Source organism: Salipiger sp. PrR003 (assembly GCF_010500785.1).
Taxonomy (GTDB): domain Bacteria; phylum Pseudomonadota; class Alphaproteobacteria; order Rhodobacterales; family Rhodobacteraceae; genus Salipiger; species Salipiger pacificus_A.
Genome location: NZ_JAAGOV010000042.1, coordinates 79,322 through 93,993, shown reverse-complemented (window position 1 = coordinate 93,993; position 14,672 = coordinate 79,322). Strand labels below are relative to the sequence as shown.

At 57.8% G+C, this 14,672-nt stretch carries 15 protein-coding genes; 4 read left to right on the top strand and 11 right to left on the bottom strand.

The features are described 5' to 3' along the window. Positions 1-605 precede the first annotated feature (605 nt). From thrS to G0D83_RS14660, 7 genes are all read right to left on the bottom strand, one after another. Positions 606-1,805: a threonine--tRNA ligase gene (gene thrS / locus G0D83_RS14690; RefSeq protein ID WP_164195328.1), complete on the bottom strand. Its 1,200-nt coding sequence runs from the start codon at positions 1,803-1,805 to the stop codon at positions 606-608. Positions 1,806-2,101: 296 nt separating this feature from the next. Next, the gene (locus tag G0D83_RS14685; RefSeq protein ID WP_164195326.1) at positions 2,102-2,479 is read right to left on the bottom strand and encodes a hypothetical protein; all 378 of its coding nucleotides are present in this window, start codon (positions 2,477-2,479) and stop codon (positions 2,102-2,104) included. Further along, positions 2,476-2,676: a hypothetical protein gene (locus tag G0D83_RS14680; RefSeq protein WP_164195324.1), complete on the bottom strand. Its 201-nt coding sequence runs from the start codon at positions 2,674-2,676 to the stop codon at positions 2,476-2,478. Before G0D83_RS14680 ends, G0D83_RS14685 begins: the two co-directional genes overlap by 4 nt. Before the next feature lie 350 nt (positions 2,677-3,026). Next, a complete protein-coding gene (locus G0D83_RS14675) occupies positions 3,027-3,836 on the bottom strand; it encodes a hypothetical protein (protein WP_164195322.1) in 810 nt (269 codons plus the stop codon). A 147-nt stretch (positions 3,837-3,983) separates the two neighbouring features. Then, a complete protein-coding gene (locus G0D83_RS14670) occupies positions 3,984-4,310 on the bottom strand; it encodes a hypothetical protein (RefSeq protein ID WP_164195320.1) in 327 nt (108 codons plus the stop codon). Between the two features lie 61 nt (positions 4,311-4,371). After that, the gene (locus tag G0D83_RS14665; RefSeq protein WP_164195318.1) at positions 4,372-5,760 is read right to left on the bottom strand and encodes a hypothetical protein; all 1,389 of its coding nucleotides are present in this window, start codon (positions 5,758-5,760) and stop codon (positions 4,372-4,374) included. 16 nt (positions 5,761-5,776) lie between these two features. Then, on the bottom strand, positions 5,777-6,481 hold the full coding sequence (locus G0D83_RS14660) for a hypothetical protein (RefSeq protein WP_164195316.1): 705 nt from the start codon (positions 6,479-6,481) through the stop codon (positions 5,777-5,779). A 113-nt stretch (positions 6,482-6,594) separates the two neighbouring features. On the opposite strand from G0D83_RS14660, the gene G0D83_RS14655 reads away from it, so the two are divergent. From G0D83_RS14655 to G0D83_RS14640, 4 genes are all read left to right on the top strand, one after another. Continuing rightward, the gene (locus G0D83_RS14655; RefSeq protein WP_164195314.1) at positions 6,595-7,125 is read left to right on the top strand and encodes a YbjN domain-containing protein; all 531 of its coding nucleotides are present in this window, start codon (positions 6,595-6,597) and stop codon (positions 7,123-7,125) included. A gap of 62 nt (positions 7,126-7,187) precedes the next feature. Further along, on the top strand, positions 7,188-7,979 hold the full coding sequence (locus tag G0D83_RS14650; protein ID WP_164195312.1) for a hypothetical protein: 792 nt from the start codon (positions 7,188-7,190) through the stop codon (positions 7,977-7,979). Between the two features lie 5 nt (positions 7,980-7,984). Then, on the top strand, positions 7,985-10,543 hold the full coding sequence (locus tag G0D83_RS14645) for a hybrid sensor histidine kinase/response regulator (protein WP_164195310.1): 2,559 nt from the start codon (positions 7,985-7,987) through the stop codon (positions 10,541-10,543). Beyond that, positions 10,540-11,010, top strand: coding sequence for a chemotaxis protein CheW (locus G0D83_RS14640; RefSeq protein ID WP_164195307.1), 471 nt, complete (start codon positions 10,540-10,542; stop codon positions 11,008-11,010). Before G0D83_RS14645 ends, G0D83_RS14640 begins: the two co-directional genes overlap by 4 nt. On the opposite strand, the gene G0D83_RS14635 is transcribed toward G0D83_RS14640, so the two are convergent. The 4 genes from G0D83_RS14635 to G0D83_RS14620 all read right to left on the bottom strand — a co-directional run bounded on the left by G0D83_RS14635 (position 11,011) and on the right by G0D83_RS14620 (position 14,667). Further along, positions 11,011-11,550 carry an OmpA family protein gene (locus G0D83_RS14635; protein WP_164195305.1) on the bottom strand — a complete coding sequence of 180 codons (540 nt, stop codon included), beginning with the start codon at positions 11,548-11,550 and terminating at the stop codon, positions 11,011-11,013. It abuts the gene before it with no gap. 115 nt (positions 11,551-11,665) lie between these two features. Then, positions 11,666-12,154 carry a helix-turn-helix domain-containing protein gene (locus G0D83_RS14630; protein ID WP_164195303.1) on the bottom strand — a complete coding sequence of 163 codons (489 nt, stop codon included), beginning with the start codon at positions 12,152-12,154 and terminating at the stop codon, positions 11,666-11,668. A gap of 66 nt (positions 12,155-12,220) precedes the next feature. After that, positions 12,221-13,561, bottom strand: a complete 1,341-nt coding sequence (locus G0D83_RS14625; protein ID WP_164195301.1) for a hypothetical protein — start codon at positions 13,559-13,561, stop codon at positions 12,221-12,223. After that, positions 13,558-14,667: a beta-3-deoxy-D-manno-oct-2-ulosonic acid transferase gene (locus G0D83_RS14620; protein WP_164195299.1), complete on the bottom strand. Its 1,110-nt coding sequence runs from the start codon at positions 14,665-14,667 to the stop codon at positions 13,558-13,560. The genes G0D83_RS14625 and G0D83_RS14620 overlap by 4 nt, the downstream gene beginning before the upstream one ends. Positions 14,668-14,672: the final 5 nt, after the last annotated feature.

Sequence of the window (14,672 nt, the reverse complement as noted above, 5' to 3'; positions counted from 1 at the left end):
CACTCCAATCCTGCCCATTCAGGGGAGTGTGACACTTCAGCTTTGCTCATGTGGGACATTCTAACTTGGCGCTTACAGTTGCGGAATCTGATAACGACTGTTATGTTAAAAATTGATGTTGCCTGATGGCGGCTCTTTGACGGAAACGCTTTCTATGAAAGCCTCTCGGATCACCTACGCAGGTCACCCCTCCGCGAACAAGGCTTTCACACCGAACATCGATGCAGAGATCGAATCCATCACCGCTCTGTCTCGCAACGGCCCTGGTGGGCAGCTCTCCCAGTTCCTTGATCCTATCGACAGGTTCTTTGCCACTCGGGTTGAAGGCACGATCGGTGAAACCTGGTTCCGTCTGAGGCATGTATGTTTCCTCGCATTCTGCAGTTCAAAGATGCGAGCAGTCCAGCAACAGACCAGCGCCGACAGCTGTGGCATGTGACGACACACGAAATTAACGCCGATGACGGACACTGTGGGTCGCGCACCTGAGTGCGCGTGGATTGGAACTACGGTCCCAAGCTCGAGTTCGTGCTAGCTGAGATCTGATCGACCGGGCCATCGTGACATGAGTGTTAGCGATGGCCCGGCTCGTACTTGTCATGAGATCATCGTGCTGATGGTTGAGCGACGTGGTTTTGCAGCCATGCCGCCACATCGGCGACGGCTACCATTTCCTGAGCGCCGCCCATTTTCAGAGCGACATGACCGGCTGACGCCTCGCGCTCCCCGATGATGGCCATGACCGGCACTTCAAGCTCCCGAGCGGCTACGATCCGCCGCGACAGGGTCTCGCTTTGGCTGAACATGCGTGGCCGGAGCCCGAAAGCCATCAAGAGGTCGTAGAGGTCCTTCGCAGCACTGTGCTGGGCATCCGATATGGGAAGGATCGCAATCTGATCCGGGGACAACCACAGCGGAAGCCGCCCGGCATTCTCTTCCAGAATGATCCCGATGAACCGGCCGATGGAACCAAAAACCGCGTGGTGGATCATGATTGGCACCTCAGGTTTACCATCCTCGTTCACGTAGCTGGCGCCCAGGCGGCCGGGGAGCACACTATCGAGTTGAACAGTGCCGCATTGCCATGCCCGACCCATTCGATCCCTGAGAGCGAACTCCAACTTCGGACCGTAGTAAGCCCCCTCGCCCGGCTGCATCTTAGGATCGAGACCACATTTACGAGCAGCATCAAGCAACTCGGCCTCAGCCCAGTCCCATTGCTCGTCCGACCCTGATCGCTTGTCCGGCCGCAGCGAAAGCGCCACCTCGATGTCCACGAACCCAAGACATGCGTAGACCTCCTGAAGCAAGCCCACGAAGCGCTTTACTTCGTCCCGAACCTGCGCTGGTCTACAGAGCACGTGAGCATCGTCCTGGGCGAATGCCTTGGTGCGCAAGAGGCCGTGTAGCGAACCAGATGGCTCATCGCGATGGCACTGCCCGAACTCGGCATATCTCATGGGAAGATCGCGCCATGACCTCTTGGCGTCGTTGAAGATCTGGACGTGGCATGGGCACGACATGGGCTTCAGAGCCATGTCCCGACCGTCTTCCCTCGAGATCGAGAACATGTTCTCCCTGAATTTTTCCCAGTGGCCTGACTTTTCCCAAAGCTCGCGCGCCAGGAGTTGCGGGGTATGCACCTCTTCATAGCCAAGGCGTCGCATGTGCTCGCGGATGAAGTCTTCGAGGAGCCGGTAAATGCGGTAGCCCCGGGGGTGCCAGAAGATCATGCCGGGAGAGTGCTCCTCTACGTGATAGAGATCGAGCCGCTTGGCCAGCATGCGATGATCGTGAAGTTCCATTGTCGTCGTGTCCTATTTTCAGAGATGAAGGCCGGACACGGACAGGCATACGCACAAAAAAGCCCCGCTCGCGTCCGGCGGGGCTGTGGTGATGTCTGGGCTGGAGGTGTTTAGAAGGCGCCCACGACAAAACCGGCCGCCACCGAGATGGTGGTGGTCGTTGCCGTCGTTGTGGTGTTCGCTGCGTATGCCATGACGATTGATATACTGGATGACGATGCCTAAGACAAAGTTTAAGGCCTTAGGTCACCACCTTTTTCTGGACGTAGCCAAGGTCCCTGCCCCTTCGCCGCCAGTTACTCTGGTCTGGCAAGCTTTGCTCCGTAGCGTCGAAAGGCATCTTCCTGGCCCACCGCAAAGAAGCCTTCCATGTCATTGAGGAAGTCACGGTTGTGGGCATCCACCGTGTAGGCCAGCCGTTCTCCGAAGTAGACGCAGGCCTTGCGCATATGTGTGATGATCACCGTCGGAGCCTTTGTCTGGGTCTCTTCGGCATCCTCACACATGAAACCGAGTGCGGTGGTGGGCCAGCGCTGGGAAAACAGCTCAACATCGACTTGATCGACAGATAGCGGCTCATCTCCCTCTTCCGGGAGGTCGTCGCGCAGAGCTTTGAAAAGTGCTGACTGCAGGCAATCGACAGGATGATACCTATTCACGGTGAGGCCCTTCACGCGGCGACCTCCAGATCGACAAAAGTTACCTTGTCGACGCCCTCGACGACTTTCGGTTCGTGCCCCTTTCTGTTGATCACCCACGGAGAAATCTGGATTTTCAGGCCAGACGCTTCCTCGAGCTTCGCGACCACGTAGTCCCGGAACTCTTCAAGGGACGCCCGCGGGCATCCTACGGGCAAATTGATGCCTCTCATGACCGGAAAGTGTGCTTGTTGGCGCTGTCATAGTAGAAGGTGCCCTCTCGGCGCCGTTCCCCACCTTCGAGGTTGCCGTACTGCCCGACGGAGATCCCTCCTTGGGAGTCGGGCATCAGGTTGTAGATTCCGGTTTGGGTGCTAACTCCAGTGGGGACGGGGCACAGAGCGAATGATGCCGAAGGTACTACGGCAAGAGCAACGAGGGTGGCAGCGAGTTTGTAAAATAGTTTCATCTGTTTCTCATTTTTCAGTGTGAGCTAGGTGTCAAATCAGGAAATGGCAGCGGCGTTCAGCATACTCAGTTACATCTGGCTGACACCTCAGCGAAATATTAGGTCCGGTAGTCATCACCCGTCATTCCGGACTTCGACGATAACCTGGAAATCGCACGGGCCAGTCTTGTTGGCTCTGATCTTTCCGGGGAATCCGCCTGTAACGACCTTAGGAGGATTTGCGGCAGGGATTGGAACGTAGTGACCATAGTTTGATCCACCACCGACCTTCTCCTTGGAGGCGCTTGCTTCGAGATCGCCAAGAACAACGCGGTATTGACCGCTACTTAACAACTCAGCGCGCGCGGTGCCAGGAGTGTAGCTGGATGAATATGAATAGGACCAGTTTCCGTCATCACGACTCCTGCTCCCTGAAAACTGCAATGATGTAAATGATTGCCATGTCCCGTTTACCATAGTTTCCAGACTGCATGAATACAGCCCGCTGCTGGTCGTTCCGGTCAACTGAATGTACCCATAAATGGTGTAAGAAGAGGCCGGGTTGTTTGCGATTGCTGCAAGAGTTTGAGTTGTGTCTCCGGGGATGTCATAGGGACCGTAGATTTGTTTTTTCGAAGGAACCGCAGTGCCTGATGTGCCCGTGTCACCACCTCCGCCCGCGCTGGTAGCAAGGACTGACATCCAGTCAGTGCCATTGCAAAGCATCATCTTCTTGTTGGCACTGTCGTAGTAGAAAGTGCCCTCCCGGCGCCGCTCCCCACCCTCCAGGTTTCCATACTGACCGACAGAGATGCCCCCCTGGGAATCGGGCATCAGGTTGTAGACCCCGGTTTGCGCGCTGACACCTGTGGGAACAGGGCAGAGGGCGCTCGCCGCGGATGGAAGAAGGGCTGATGCGATCAGCGCAAACAGGAGTTTTTTCATTCGGGACCTCATAAAATGCTCTAAATGCAGACATACGATTCTATTCTTAAATATGCAGTCGATCCGCGCGAGGCAAATCTTGGTGAGATCGAACAAAAAAGGCGCCCACGTCGGGCGCCCTTCAGGAAGACTGAGCAACTTCATTGTTCAGAAGTTCACGTACTCTTTGGTCATCTCTCCCAACTCATCGAACTCACGCCGGCGGCCGGTGTTGGGATGCCGATGCCAGCCCTCAGGTTCCCCCACCCCGTCCCAGGCATCGAACGCCGCCTTGGCCTTTTCGTAGGTCTCATAGCACCAGCGATCGTTGTAGGTGCCATACTGCCCGATCCGTCCCACGATGATCGCGTGGGTGAAGATGAAGTTCACGATGCAGGCGTACTCATCATCACGAATGGGACGGGGATCAGAGTAGCCTTCCTGGGAGAGTAGGTAGGTGAAGTACTTCGCGGTTTCGAAGTTGTTGGAGATCATCGTCCTCAGTGCCCAAATTCAGAGTCCTCGACTTCATCGCACAAAGTGCCGCGAACGAAAATCAGAATTTAGGCGCCGACGCCGCATCAGGATCGTAGTCGGCCGCGAGTTCTCGGGCCTCTTCCCAGGTCAGGATGCAGCCCGTGTGGTCACCATCCCGCCACGTCGAGGGCTCTGCCAGATGGACATGAGGCATGCACCGCAGAGCCACTCCTCGGGTGTCGCACCAGCCCTGGTCGACGCCGACACCCATAAAGCCACAAGGGTTGGCTCCACAGACGGGATTATGGCCGGGACCGCCCTCGAGGAGCATGGGCCCATCCTCGGTTTCGAGGAAGTCGAGCGAACAGGAAAGATCGTCCCTGCCCCACTTTTCAGAGATTTTCGGGTTCTTGCCGCTATGGCGCAAGAGTTCGAGGTCCATGATGCGCGTGTGCACCTGCAGCTCCTTGGCTTTCTCCACGATGCGCTGGGCGGCCTCGACAGCTTGCAGAGCCCGGTAAGCGTTCTCCGGCTCTGGATCACAGGTCCAGGCGTAGTAGGAGGAGACACCGACGATTTCCCCGTGCTCCACAAAGACCCGCCACTCTGATGGCCACGTCCCCTTGCCGGCAAACACGCTGCCATGGCGATGGGGATCGTCGGCCTCCAGGTACCGCGATGCGGTGATCCATGGGCGCGCGAGGAAGTGGATATCCTGTGCCGGGCCGCTCTGCCCGCGGGCGTACATCTCGATGAAGCGCTGGTCACGCGTGTCGATGCAGCGCCGGTTACGGACCGTCAGGTAACCCGGGCCGATCTTGACAGCCTCGCCGACACCAGTGAACTCACTCGCATCCTCGACTTGTCCGGTACCAGCGGCGGCTTTCAGCAAACTGCTACCGGACAGGTGGGTTCGAACCATGTGATCTGCCGGGACATCATCCATGGCGGCATAGAGGCGGTCGTAAATGGCCTCGAGCTTGGACTGCCGATCTGCAGCGGTAGTGGTGACCTCGGCATCTTCTGCGGCCTGCAAGTCGAAATCAGGATCGTTCTCGAGAGCTTTGCTCACCCGGCGCCGAAGGGCGCTCTTGTAGAGTTCAGGTGCATCCACTTTGCCTGACACCATTCCAAACTCGTCTTCGGTAAGGCTCAGGATCGTCCGCGCGGGGACGAACGGCACCCCTGCCAGCTCTGCAAGCTGCAGCCAATGTCGGGTGTCACAAGCATTGATCGGTGAGGCGCCAGGCTCGATCAGTTGCTCTGGCTCTTGCCAACTCGCCTGCTCCGCGTCGGCGAATGCCATCAGCTCCCCCATGCCTGTCAGCGCTTTCTTGAAATTCTTGGGCCCCTTCATGGCCTCCTTGAAGGTCATCGCCAAGAGCCTGCGGGCATCGCCCATCTGGGAGCGAACGTTGCCTGCAATCGTGGCGCGGGTGACGAAGTCGAGAAGCTGCTGTCTATTCATTACCCCTATTTATCCTTCAAAGGGTAATGTCACAATCCCTGTTGATCGTGTGTGTCATCTTTTCATAGCGAACGTCACGCGCAAGCAGCTCGAGGTCACATCTCTGCTCGAGATGAATCCAGACACCTGCCCCGGTCACGACGGATCGAAGCTCAGGGTTCTTTGTCATCAGGCTGCGGAGGATGCTTGCGAACAGAACTCTGAATTCGTTCGCGACCTCCTTGGCTGCAGGGCTTTCGCCTCCCTGTTCCAAAGCATGGACACTTTCAATGACAGGGCCGTCCTGTTCCGAGCATTCGATGAGGAAACCGAGCCTGCCCGGATACATGATGTCCTTCGGGGCCGGAAGAGGACGCGACGTCAGCAGCCGTAGCTCTCTTGCCGAGAGGTTGAACCGGTACCATTGTTCTTCCTCCCGCCGGTCAAGATGCTCAACCGCAGCGTCTTTGCCGGGAACCCAACGCAGTTCACCGAAACCGCCCCAATCCTCAGCCCAATCGTGCTTGAAGCGTTCAAGCATTTCCAGACCAAGATCGTGGACTTCATTCTCTGGGATAGCGCGTTTACGGATCTCCTGAAACGACAGGAAACCGCCTGCGGTCGAGAGGTAGTTGATCGTTTTGACCTCCTCTCGACCTTCTTGGCCATCATACCGGAACACGACGGCTTTAACCCCCGCGCCGGCCAATGTGGTTGCCAAGCTTTGCATCGAATGCGGCACACCCGCCTCCTCACTTCATACGCTGGACCTTGCACAGTTCGTTAAAGAGATCGCTAACCACGCTTTTAAGGGTCAGCGCCACCTGCAGGAAACAGGTAAGAAGGCAGGCACTGATGAGCGAACAGAATATCGAGGACGAAGGTTACTTCCCGCAGGATGAGATCGAGATCGGCAAGTATCAGGAACGCCCCAAGATCATCCGGTCGATCACGCTACAGGTCGTGGCCCGGCTCCTGGAAACATACGACTGCGGCATTGAGATAGGCGGTGAGGAAGAGGAGATGCCGCCGTTTCTCAGAGTACAGACCTTGGGCGGCCTGCAGTTCTCGGCACATGTTCTCGACGAGGGTGAGTTCGTCTTGAGTCCTTACGACGAAGGCGACGAGCTGGTCATGGGGGCAACGTTCGATGTCGTAGGCGAAGGCTTGTCCGCCGATCAGCTCCACACCGTGGTCAATCGATGGAACCGCACCCACAATCATGGCACAGCAACCCTGAACGAAGGGCTGGTGGCGATCGACTTTGTGATCGTGGGCGAAGGCCTTCTCTCAACCAAGTTCGTGGAAATGATCGAAGGGTGGTTCACCATCGTCAGCGACTTCGTGAACTTCGTGAAGAAAGAGGCTCTGGACGAAATCTCCTGAACTTAACCGTGAGACAAGGTTCCGGTGATAGCATCGTGTGACCTATTCAAAGTCATTGGCCCATGAAGACATCACGCATTTTACTGACGACTGGCAGCAACATCGGCCTCCTGGCTGTTGTCGTTGCCCTTCTGCATTCTCCGGATGACACAAGCGAGCAAGTGGCGGTGCTCCAACCGAGCACGTCTCTCGAAGCAACCGCCTTGCCCGTTTTCCCGGAGGCGACCGAGGAAGCAGTAGAATCCTTGCTGCTCACGCCTGGCCGTCATCTTGATCCGGGACCCCGCTCGCGGCCTGTGAGCCCTCGCCAATTGGATGAACGCACGTCGCAAGGGGAGGAAGCGCCGGAACTGGCGGAGATGGAGACAGCCGCCATTGAGCCGCCGATCCCCATGCGGGTCATCGCTGAGGTTGCAACCCCGGCGGTGCTCGATGCAGAGGGCGGTTACATAGTGAAATTTTCAGAGTCTGCGAACAGCGATTCAATTGAAGGCGAAGATGTCCAAGCCTGGCCTCTGTTCGGGAACGAATACCGCGTCGCCGACTTCCCAGGTTACTGCCAGGTGGTGGCGTTCTCCAAAGACCATGGGCTGCTATGGCCCCCGGCGCTCTCCAACACCGTTTCGACCGATGCGCCTGAACTCCAGGCAGTCCAGCTGCGTCTGTCAGACCCAATGGCTCGCGCTGGCAACTTGCCTTCTGGCCTCGGGTCAAACGCAGTAGACAGCTGGGTCGTCTGCATGGAGCGAACCCTCGATGATGGTGTCTTCCCTTTCGTGGAGGCAGCAGCTCTCGCTCGTCTTGATGGCGTCAGTCTTGGTGAGCCGAGCCGGGTCTACTTCAAGAAGGACTAGGCCAGATGTCAGACGAAATCCTTCAGGAGTTCATCAGCGAAACGATGGATGGCCTCACCGATCTCGACGTCTATCTTGTCCGGCTGGAGGCAGACCCAAACAACCCCGAGCTTCTGGACAAGATTTTTCGGGTGCTGCACACGATAAAGGGGACGTCCGGATTCCTTGGGTTGAAAACGCTCGGAGCGGTGGCCCACGCCGCGGAAGGCCTCCTGGACTTGTACCGGAGCGGCGCCCAGGTGGACAAAGATGGTGTCAGCATCATCCTGGCGGCGCTCGATGCGATTCGGGATATCGTGAATGGAGTGGATGCCGAGACCGGTAAGGAGCCGACAGACGACCAGGGACTTCTGCTCGATCTGATCAGGGACTTCACCAAGGCCCTCGAAAATCAGGCGCTCGATACATCGACTGAGCCTGGGTCAGAAAGCACGACTCCAGCGACTGTCGGGGGTCAAACGCCAGACCCGGTCCCTATGGTGGCCAAGCCTGATGATCGAGCCCTGCCCCATGAGGAAGAAGTCCACGGAGGCGTACCCCGGCAGCCTAAATCCGTCCGGATCGATGTAGACCTGCTCGATAATCTGATGGACCTCGTCGGTGAGTTCGTCCTCGTGCGAAATCAAATTCAGCAGGTGTCCCGCGCGATCAACGATAGAGACCTCAAGGGGCCGGTCCAGAGCCTGTCAAAAATCGCCTCCGAGTTGCAGGAGAGCGTGATGAAGACGCGCATGCAACCGGTGGGAACCGCCTTCAAGACATACCACCGGACGGTTCGCGACCTGGCGAGCGATCTTTCCAAGGAAATCCAGCTCGAGCTCCGGGGCGAGGAAACCGAGATTGACCGCCAGGTTCTCGAACTCATCAAGGACCCCCTCACTCATATGGTGCGGAACTGCGCCGACCATGCCTTGGAGAGCCCGGAAGAGCGGGTGGCCGCAGGAAAGCGGCGCAAGGGCACGATCCGCCTCGAAGCCCGCCATGAGGGGGGATTCATCATCCTGCGCGTTGAGGACGACGGACGCGGCATCAACGTCGACAAGGTGCGCAGGAAGGCGATTGAAAAGGGCATCGTCACGGCTGAACAGGCGGCCAACATGGCAAACAACCGGATCAGGTCACTGATTTTCGATGCCGGGTTTTCCACGTCTGACTCCGTATCCGCCATCTCCGGCCGGGGGGTCGGGATGGACGTGGTGAAGACAAACATCGAGAAGCTGGGAGGAACTCTCTCGGTTGAGAGCGAGGAAGGCGTAGGGACCACCTTCTCGATCAAGATCCCCCTGACCCTGGCCATCGTGTCTGCGTTCACCTTCTCGGTCGGCTCTGAAATCTTTGCCCTCCCCCAGCTCAACGTGGTCGAGATCATGGATCACACTCATCCCAGTACGAGCTATCGCCTGGAGAGCATCAATGGGGAACCCTTCCTGCGGTTGAGAGGATCTGTATATCCCCTCATCGACATGGCGACGGCATTCGGGCTCGAGGGAAATGGGGCGACGACAGTTATGGTTTGCCAGGTGGGTTCTGAAATTTTCGGCATCCTGGTCGACAAGGTCCTCGATACCGAGGAGATCGTGGTGAAGCCTCTCAGCAAGGCGCTCTCCAAGGTGAAGGTCTATTCGGGCAACACCATTCTTGGCGATGGGCGGGTCATCATGATTGTCGATCCAAACGGGCTGTTCTCCACCTTCAACATCCCGGCCAAGATCTCCGATCAGGATATGGAAGAGGATACGGTCGAGGTCGAAAACGACATCGTGAGCGTGGTCCAATACCGTGCCGGCGGAGCAATGCCGCGTGCTGTTCACCTGTCCGTCGTCAGCCGGATCAACATGGTTCCGTCCTCTTCCATCCATCGCACTTCAGACGGCCGGCACATGGTGCAGAATGGGAGCTCGATGCTCCCGCTGGTCACCTTGCCGGACCATACCCCTGACTGGTCGCAAGAGGAGCAGAAGGTCATCATCTTCGAGGATGAGGATTGCTCCATGGGGCTGCTGGTTGATGAGATCATCGGCGTGGTCGAGACGGACGTTGTCATCGACATCACCTCCGAAACCCCTGGTATCATTGGAAGTGCGCTGATCAACGGCAAGCCCACCGAGATGATCGACGTGAGCTACTACCTCGATCAGGCAGTCTGCAATTGGTTCAATGGCGAAAGGCGCTACCGAGTGAGTGGCGAGGTTCGGGTCCTGATTGTCGATGACAGTCAATTTTTCAGGAACATCCTGTTCTCGATGCTCGACACGCGAGGCTACGAAGTAAAAGTGGCCAGTGGTCCGTACGAGGCCCTAGACCTCCTTTCCCGGGAGAGCTTCCATGTGCTTGTCAGTGACATCGAAATGCCCGAGATGAGCGGTCTGCAGCTCATCCGTCATATCAGGGAACAGGGCCCGCAGAAGGATATCAGATCGGTAGCCATCTCATCACATGGGGAAGAAGAAGACCGTGCCGCGGGGCTCGAAGCGGGCTTTGACGCCTACCTTTCAAAGACCGACCGCGACAGCATCTTCGAGTTCCTCCAGGAGCAGGTCCACATGACGGAGGAAAGAACGTGAAGAGGTCTACACAAGCACATGGCACCCGCTCCCACCTACTCTTCGAGGTCGCGGGGAACATGGTCGCCCTGCCCGTACGGAACATCAAGGATGTGCTCTTTGAAGCGCGAGTGACCAAGGTCCCTCTCGCCAGCAAGGAGGTCTACGGAGTTCTGAACCTCAGGGGTCGGATCGTCACGGCGATCAGCAGTCGTGCGATTCTGAATTTGCCGACCCGCGAGCCCGGGGACGACTTCACGGCGATTGTTGTCGATCACCATGGTGAGGACTATGCGATCATAGTCGACACCGTCATCGAAACGATCGCCCTGGCGGAGAGTGAGCGCGAGGAGACGCCCCGCACTCTGGACCCTCACTGGCGCCGGATATCCTCAGCCATCTACAAGACAAAGGACCGACTGCTGCCGGTCCTCGATCTCGATGAGATGCTGTCGTTCCTGGATGAGGGTATCATCCAGATCACCTGATCACTTGGCGGTGTTGGTCAGGATGACCTCAACACGGCGGTTCCTGGCGCGACCGTAATCGGTGTCCCCAAGCACGGCCGGCTCATACTCTGAAAATGATACCGATGTGATGTCCGCTGGCCGGAGATGCTGAGACAGCAGATAGGAGGTGACCGCATTGGTCCGGCGCTCGGCAAGGGTCTTGTTGTCCTCTTCCTTGCCCACGCTGTTGGCGTATCCACGGACCTCGATCTCGTAACTATCGTACTTGGAGGCTTCCGCCGAGAATGCGTCGAGCTGTTTGCGTTGCTCGTATGTGAGCTCATATTTGGCGCTCTCAAACTCCAGCACAGCGCGCTCTCCCCTCAACAAGGGGTCGTAGTGAGCCAGCTCCATTCCTCGAGCGTAACCTTTGCTTTCCGCGCGCTCTTGCTGGAGGACTGCCTCCTCCTGAGGCGTCCAGTTGTCGGTCTCAATTGTGGGGATCGTGTACTGGCGCGCGCATCCGGCCAGAGACATGCCACACAGTGCAATGGCGATCAGGATTTTTGAGTTGGTCACGGAATGTCCCTCTGAAGGTGATTTCAGAGGGACAGGTGGTGACGGTATCTTAAGCGTGGGTTTGCGGGCCGTAGCATGATGGGCCATAGCGAAATGGCCTAGAAGAGACGACGCTTCACTTGATGCCCATGAAGTCGGGCAGCGGGGCGCCGATCTCCTTGCAGTGCTGCAGGGTCGCCATGAAGACGACGGCGTACTGGGGAACATCGAGCTTACCCTGCACCCACTTGCCGACGGTGGCCTTGTTCACGCCAAGGAGTTCGGCCAGACGGCTCTGACCACCGTAACCAAAGATGTCGGTCAGGGCTTCAGCAAATTCGCTTCCGGTCGCGTGGACTTTTTTGTTCTTATCTTCTTCCTTCTGCACGAAGACCTCCGACAGGGTATAGGCGCGAGCGCCGGTCTGCTCGAGGACGCCTTTGCGCACCAGAGCGTTGACAGTACGCTGGTCGCCGAAGGCTGCCAGATCGTCACCTTGGAAGAAGCCGCCGCTCTTCTGGATCTTGTTGACCATCTCTTCCTGGCGCTGCGACAGAGCAATCTCCTTGGCATTTACCGTGGTTTCGGTCACGGCGTTGGTCTCAGGGGCGAATTTGGTCAGCATCAGTTGATCTCCTTTGAGATATTTATGCCTGAAGCATAAACTGATGTCAACATTTTTATGAATAGATTACAAGGATAGGTCCAATTTCTGCCTTGGCTTGGGTGTTCTTCCCAGAGTTTTGATCCTGTTCGCTCTCTTCTCCTGAAGGCGCATGATCGGACCTGCGCTCAAACTGCGGGTGTCCTGCACTCCCGTGGAGAGCTCATCCGCCACGGCCTGAGTGCAAAGCGCCCTGCCCTGCTCGGAGTAGAAGCCGCCATTGAACTGCGTTCGGCTCATGACGATATCCTTGAGGAGCTTGAACGTAGGCTCATCCGGGGTCATGGGCGCTGTCCAGAACCGATCAAGCGAGCCTGGATTCGCAAGAGGGGTAAAATTCCAGAATGCTGTGCCAAGAGCCTTTACCGGAATGCCGCGGGAAATCGCCTCGAGCCCGAACGAGCTGTTGATGGTCACGCAGCCAAGGCATCCATCTAGGACTTCGCTGACCTGGCACTTGTGAACGAAGACCACCCTGTCCTGAATATTCAGGGATCGGGCAATGCGATAGGTGAGATCACGGGTTCTGGTCCACTTGCAATCATAGGGATGACTTTTCAGGACCAACGCCGTGCCCGCCGGAGCCTGCTTTGCGAAGGAGGACAGCAGATAGCGGATGAAGTCTTCGTTGCGCTGGAAGGGGCTGTATTTGCGAAGCTGGAAGTCACCCTCGAGCTGCAGTGCCGCGAGGTAGTGGCCGTTGGTTTTCAGTGTCCGGAAGGCCTCCACATCGCCCTCTTCCGAGCCGCCCATAGCCCTGCGCGCCAGACGATGCGCCCATCCCGCCATCTCTGCGAGTGGAGAGCGTTGCCGGTGGTATTCGAAATGCGGGTACTTTCCTGACAGCGCCTTACCGAACGCGTGGTACCGTCCCAAGGTCGGCAGGAAGTCCTTCAGCCACGGGTCTACAGGATTGCGCTCGGGGACCCGGAGCCGGGTCGCGGTGCTGGCGGCCTGACGAAGGTCTTCTGCCGATGCCGGCAGGCTGCTGCGCGCGTTGACCCCATAGTGGTCCAGGGTGATCCAATTGGGGCGGAAGTAGCCTTCCTCGAAGACCCACACCCGCAACTCGGGGTTGGCTTCGGCGAGGATCTCGATGGCATCTTCATGGTACCGGCGACGATCGCCAAAGAGAACGAGGTCGGTAATGCCAAGTCTGCTGCAGATACCAATCAGGTGGCTCGGCCATTGCGCCGGGGTTCCGGTGTAGCTCTCAGCCTGGGGGAAGAACGCATCGTCCCCACCCCAGAAGTTCACCTTGTGGACCGCATGGCCACGCACTTTCAGAGCGTCGGACAACTCTCTGAAAAATGGACCAATAGGACCCTGCAGCATCAAAAAGCTGCGCTTGTTGGCTGCCTGGATCATGTCAGGGCCACCCGAAGCTTGCGGGCGCGGCGTTTCCACCAGACGCAGAGAATGTAGCTGCGCGGCGCCTGAGGCCATCTGCGGCCGCTTAGAATGAGATCGATGGTCTGCTCGGGCGTACTTTCCTGCCCGGTGTAGGGATCGACATAAAGCGGGTATGCGCAGAAGGCGCCGTATACCAGTTCCTCGAGGGTAAGCACTCGCCCGCGGTCATGTCGGGTGCCAATATCGTCGGTGAGACCCCAGCCCGCGTAAAACGGAACGCCATGGCAGACCACGTTCACTCCGAAGAGGAGCGCTTCGAACCCTGTTTGAGAGGAGGCGACGTGCACGTTGTCCGCTTCGCGCAACAGCTCAATAAGGTCGCCACCTGCAGCGAGGCGGACATCCAGCGCGTGGAGGGTGTCTTCGCTGACGGCCCCATTCCGTAGTTTGGCGACGACGTCTGGGTGCGGACGGTAAGCAATGTCTGCTTTCGGGTGGCGGGTACGGACCTGAGACAGAAGCCCCTCATTCCCCGCAATCCCTGGCGCACCGTATCTCAGGGAGGCATCGTCACCGACCTGCCCGATCACGAGGATCTTCTCGCGCCGGTCGGCACCGCGATCTGGCCAAAGCGATTTGCGAGCGCCGGTCGTTTTCAGATTATACTTGGTGATACCTTTTGCGCGCATTGTGTCGACAAGAGCCTGGCCACGCAGCCGCTCCTCTGGAGTGAATTGGTGCGTGGCCAGGAAGAGCTCGAGGTTAGAAGGTTGGCGCGCGTCATAGTGGATGCCCTGGCGCGAGAAGCAGAGGCTTGCGGGCATGTTGAGTTTGATCCCAAGCCCGGAAGACCGGATGAACCCATCCTCCACCAGGAAGAGTTCGACACCCGCCGCTTCGGCAGCGGCCGCAAGACCGTCCGTGGCCGAGGACGCCCAGCAGATAACACGCCCACCCCTGGTTTGTGCGTCCCTGATTGCGCGGTCATAGTCACGCAGGGCGACGAATTCGGCATTCTCCTTGCCTCCGACAAAGAATAGGAAGTTTGCGCGCTTCCAACGTGTGATACCGAGGCAGAAATTGAATTTGGACTTCAGTTCTTTAAATGAAACGGGCTGCATGGATG

Bases quoted from the DNA above. Each gene is read 5' to 3' on its own strand.
- G0D83_RS14665 (WP_164195318.1), bottom strand. From the start codon at position 5,760: ATGAATAGACAGCAGCTTCTCGACTTCGTCACCCGCGCCACGATTGCA.
- G0D83_RS14625 (WP_164195301.1), bottom strand. From the start codon at position 13,561: ATGATCCAGGCAGCCAACAAGCGCAGCTTTTTGATGCTGCAGGGTCCT.
- G0D83_RS14670 (WP_164195320.1), bottom strand. From the start codon at position 4,310: ATGATCTCCAACAACTTCGAAACCGCGAAGTACTTCACCTACCTACTC.
- thrS (WP_164195328.1), bottom strand. From the start codon at position 1,805: ATGGAACTTCACGATCATCGCATGCTGGCCAAGCGGCTCGATCTCTAT.
- G0D83_RS14675 (WP_164195322.1), bottom strand. From the start codon at position 3,836: ATGAAAAAACTCCTGTTTGCGCTGATCGCATCAGCCCTTCTTCCATCC.
- G0D83_RS14630 (WP_164195303.1), bottom strand. From the start codon at position 12,154: ATGCTGACCAAATTCGCCCCTGAGACCAACGCCGTGACCGAAACCACG.
- G0D83_RS14650 (WP_164195312.1), top strand. From the start codon at position 7,188: ATGAAGACATCACGCATTTTACTGACGACTGGCAGCAACATCGGCCTC.
- G0D83_RS14645 (WP_164195310.1), top strand. From the start codon at position 7,985: ATGTCAGACGAAATCCTTCAGGAGTTCATCAGCGAAACGATGGATGGC.
- G0D83_RS14680 (WP_164195324.1), bottom strand. From the start codon at position 2,676: ATGAGAGGCATCAATTTGCCCGTAGGATGCCCGCGGGCGTCCCTTGAA.
- G0D83_RS14655 (WP_164195314.1), top strand. From the start codon at position 6,595: ATGAGCGAACAGAATATCGAGGACGAAGGTTACTTCCCGCAGGATGAG.
- G0D83_RS14620 (WP_164195299.1), bottom strand. From the start codon at position 14,667: ATGCAGCCCGTTTCATTTAAAGAACTGAAGTCCAAATTCAATTTCTGC.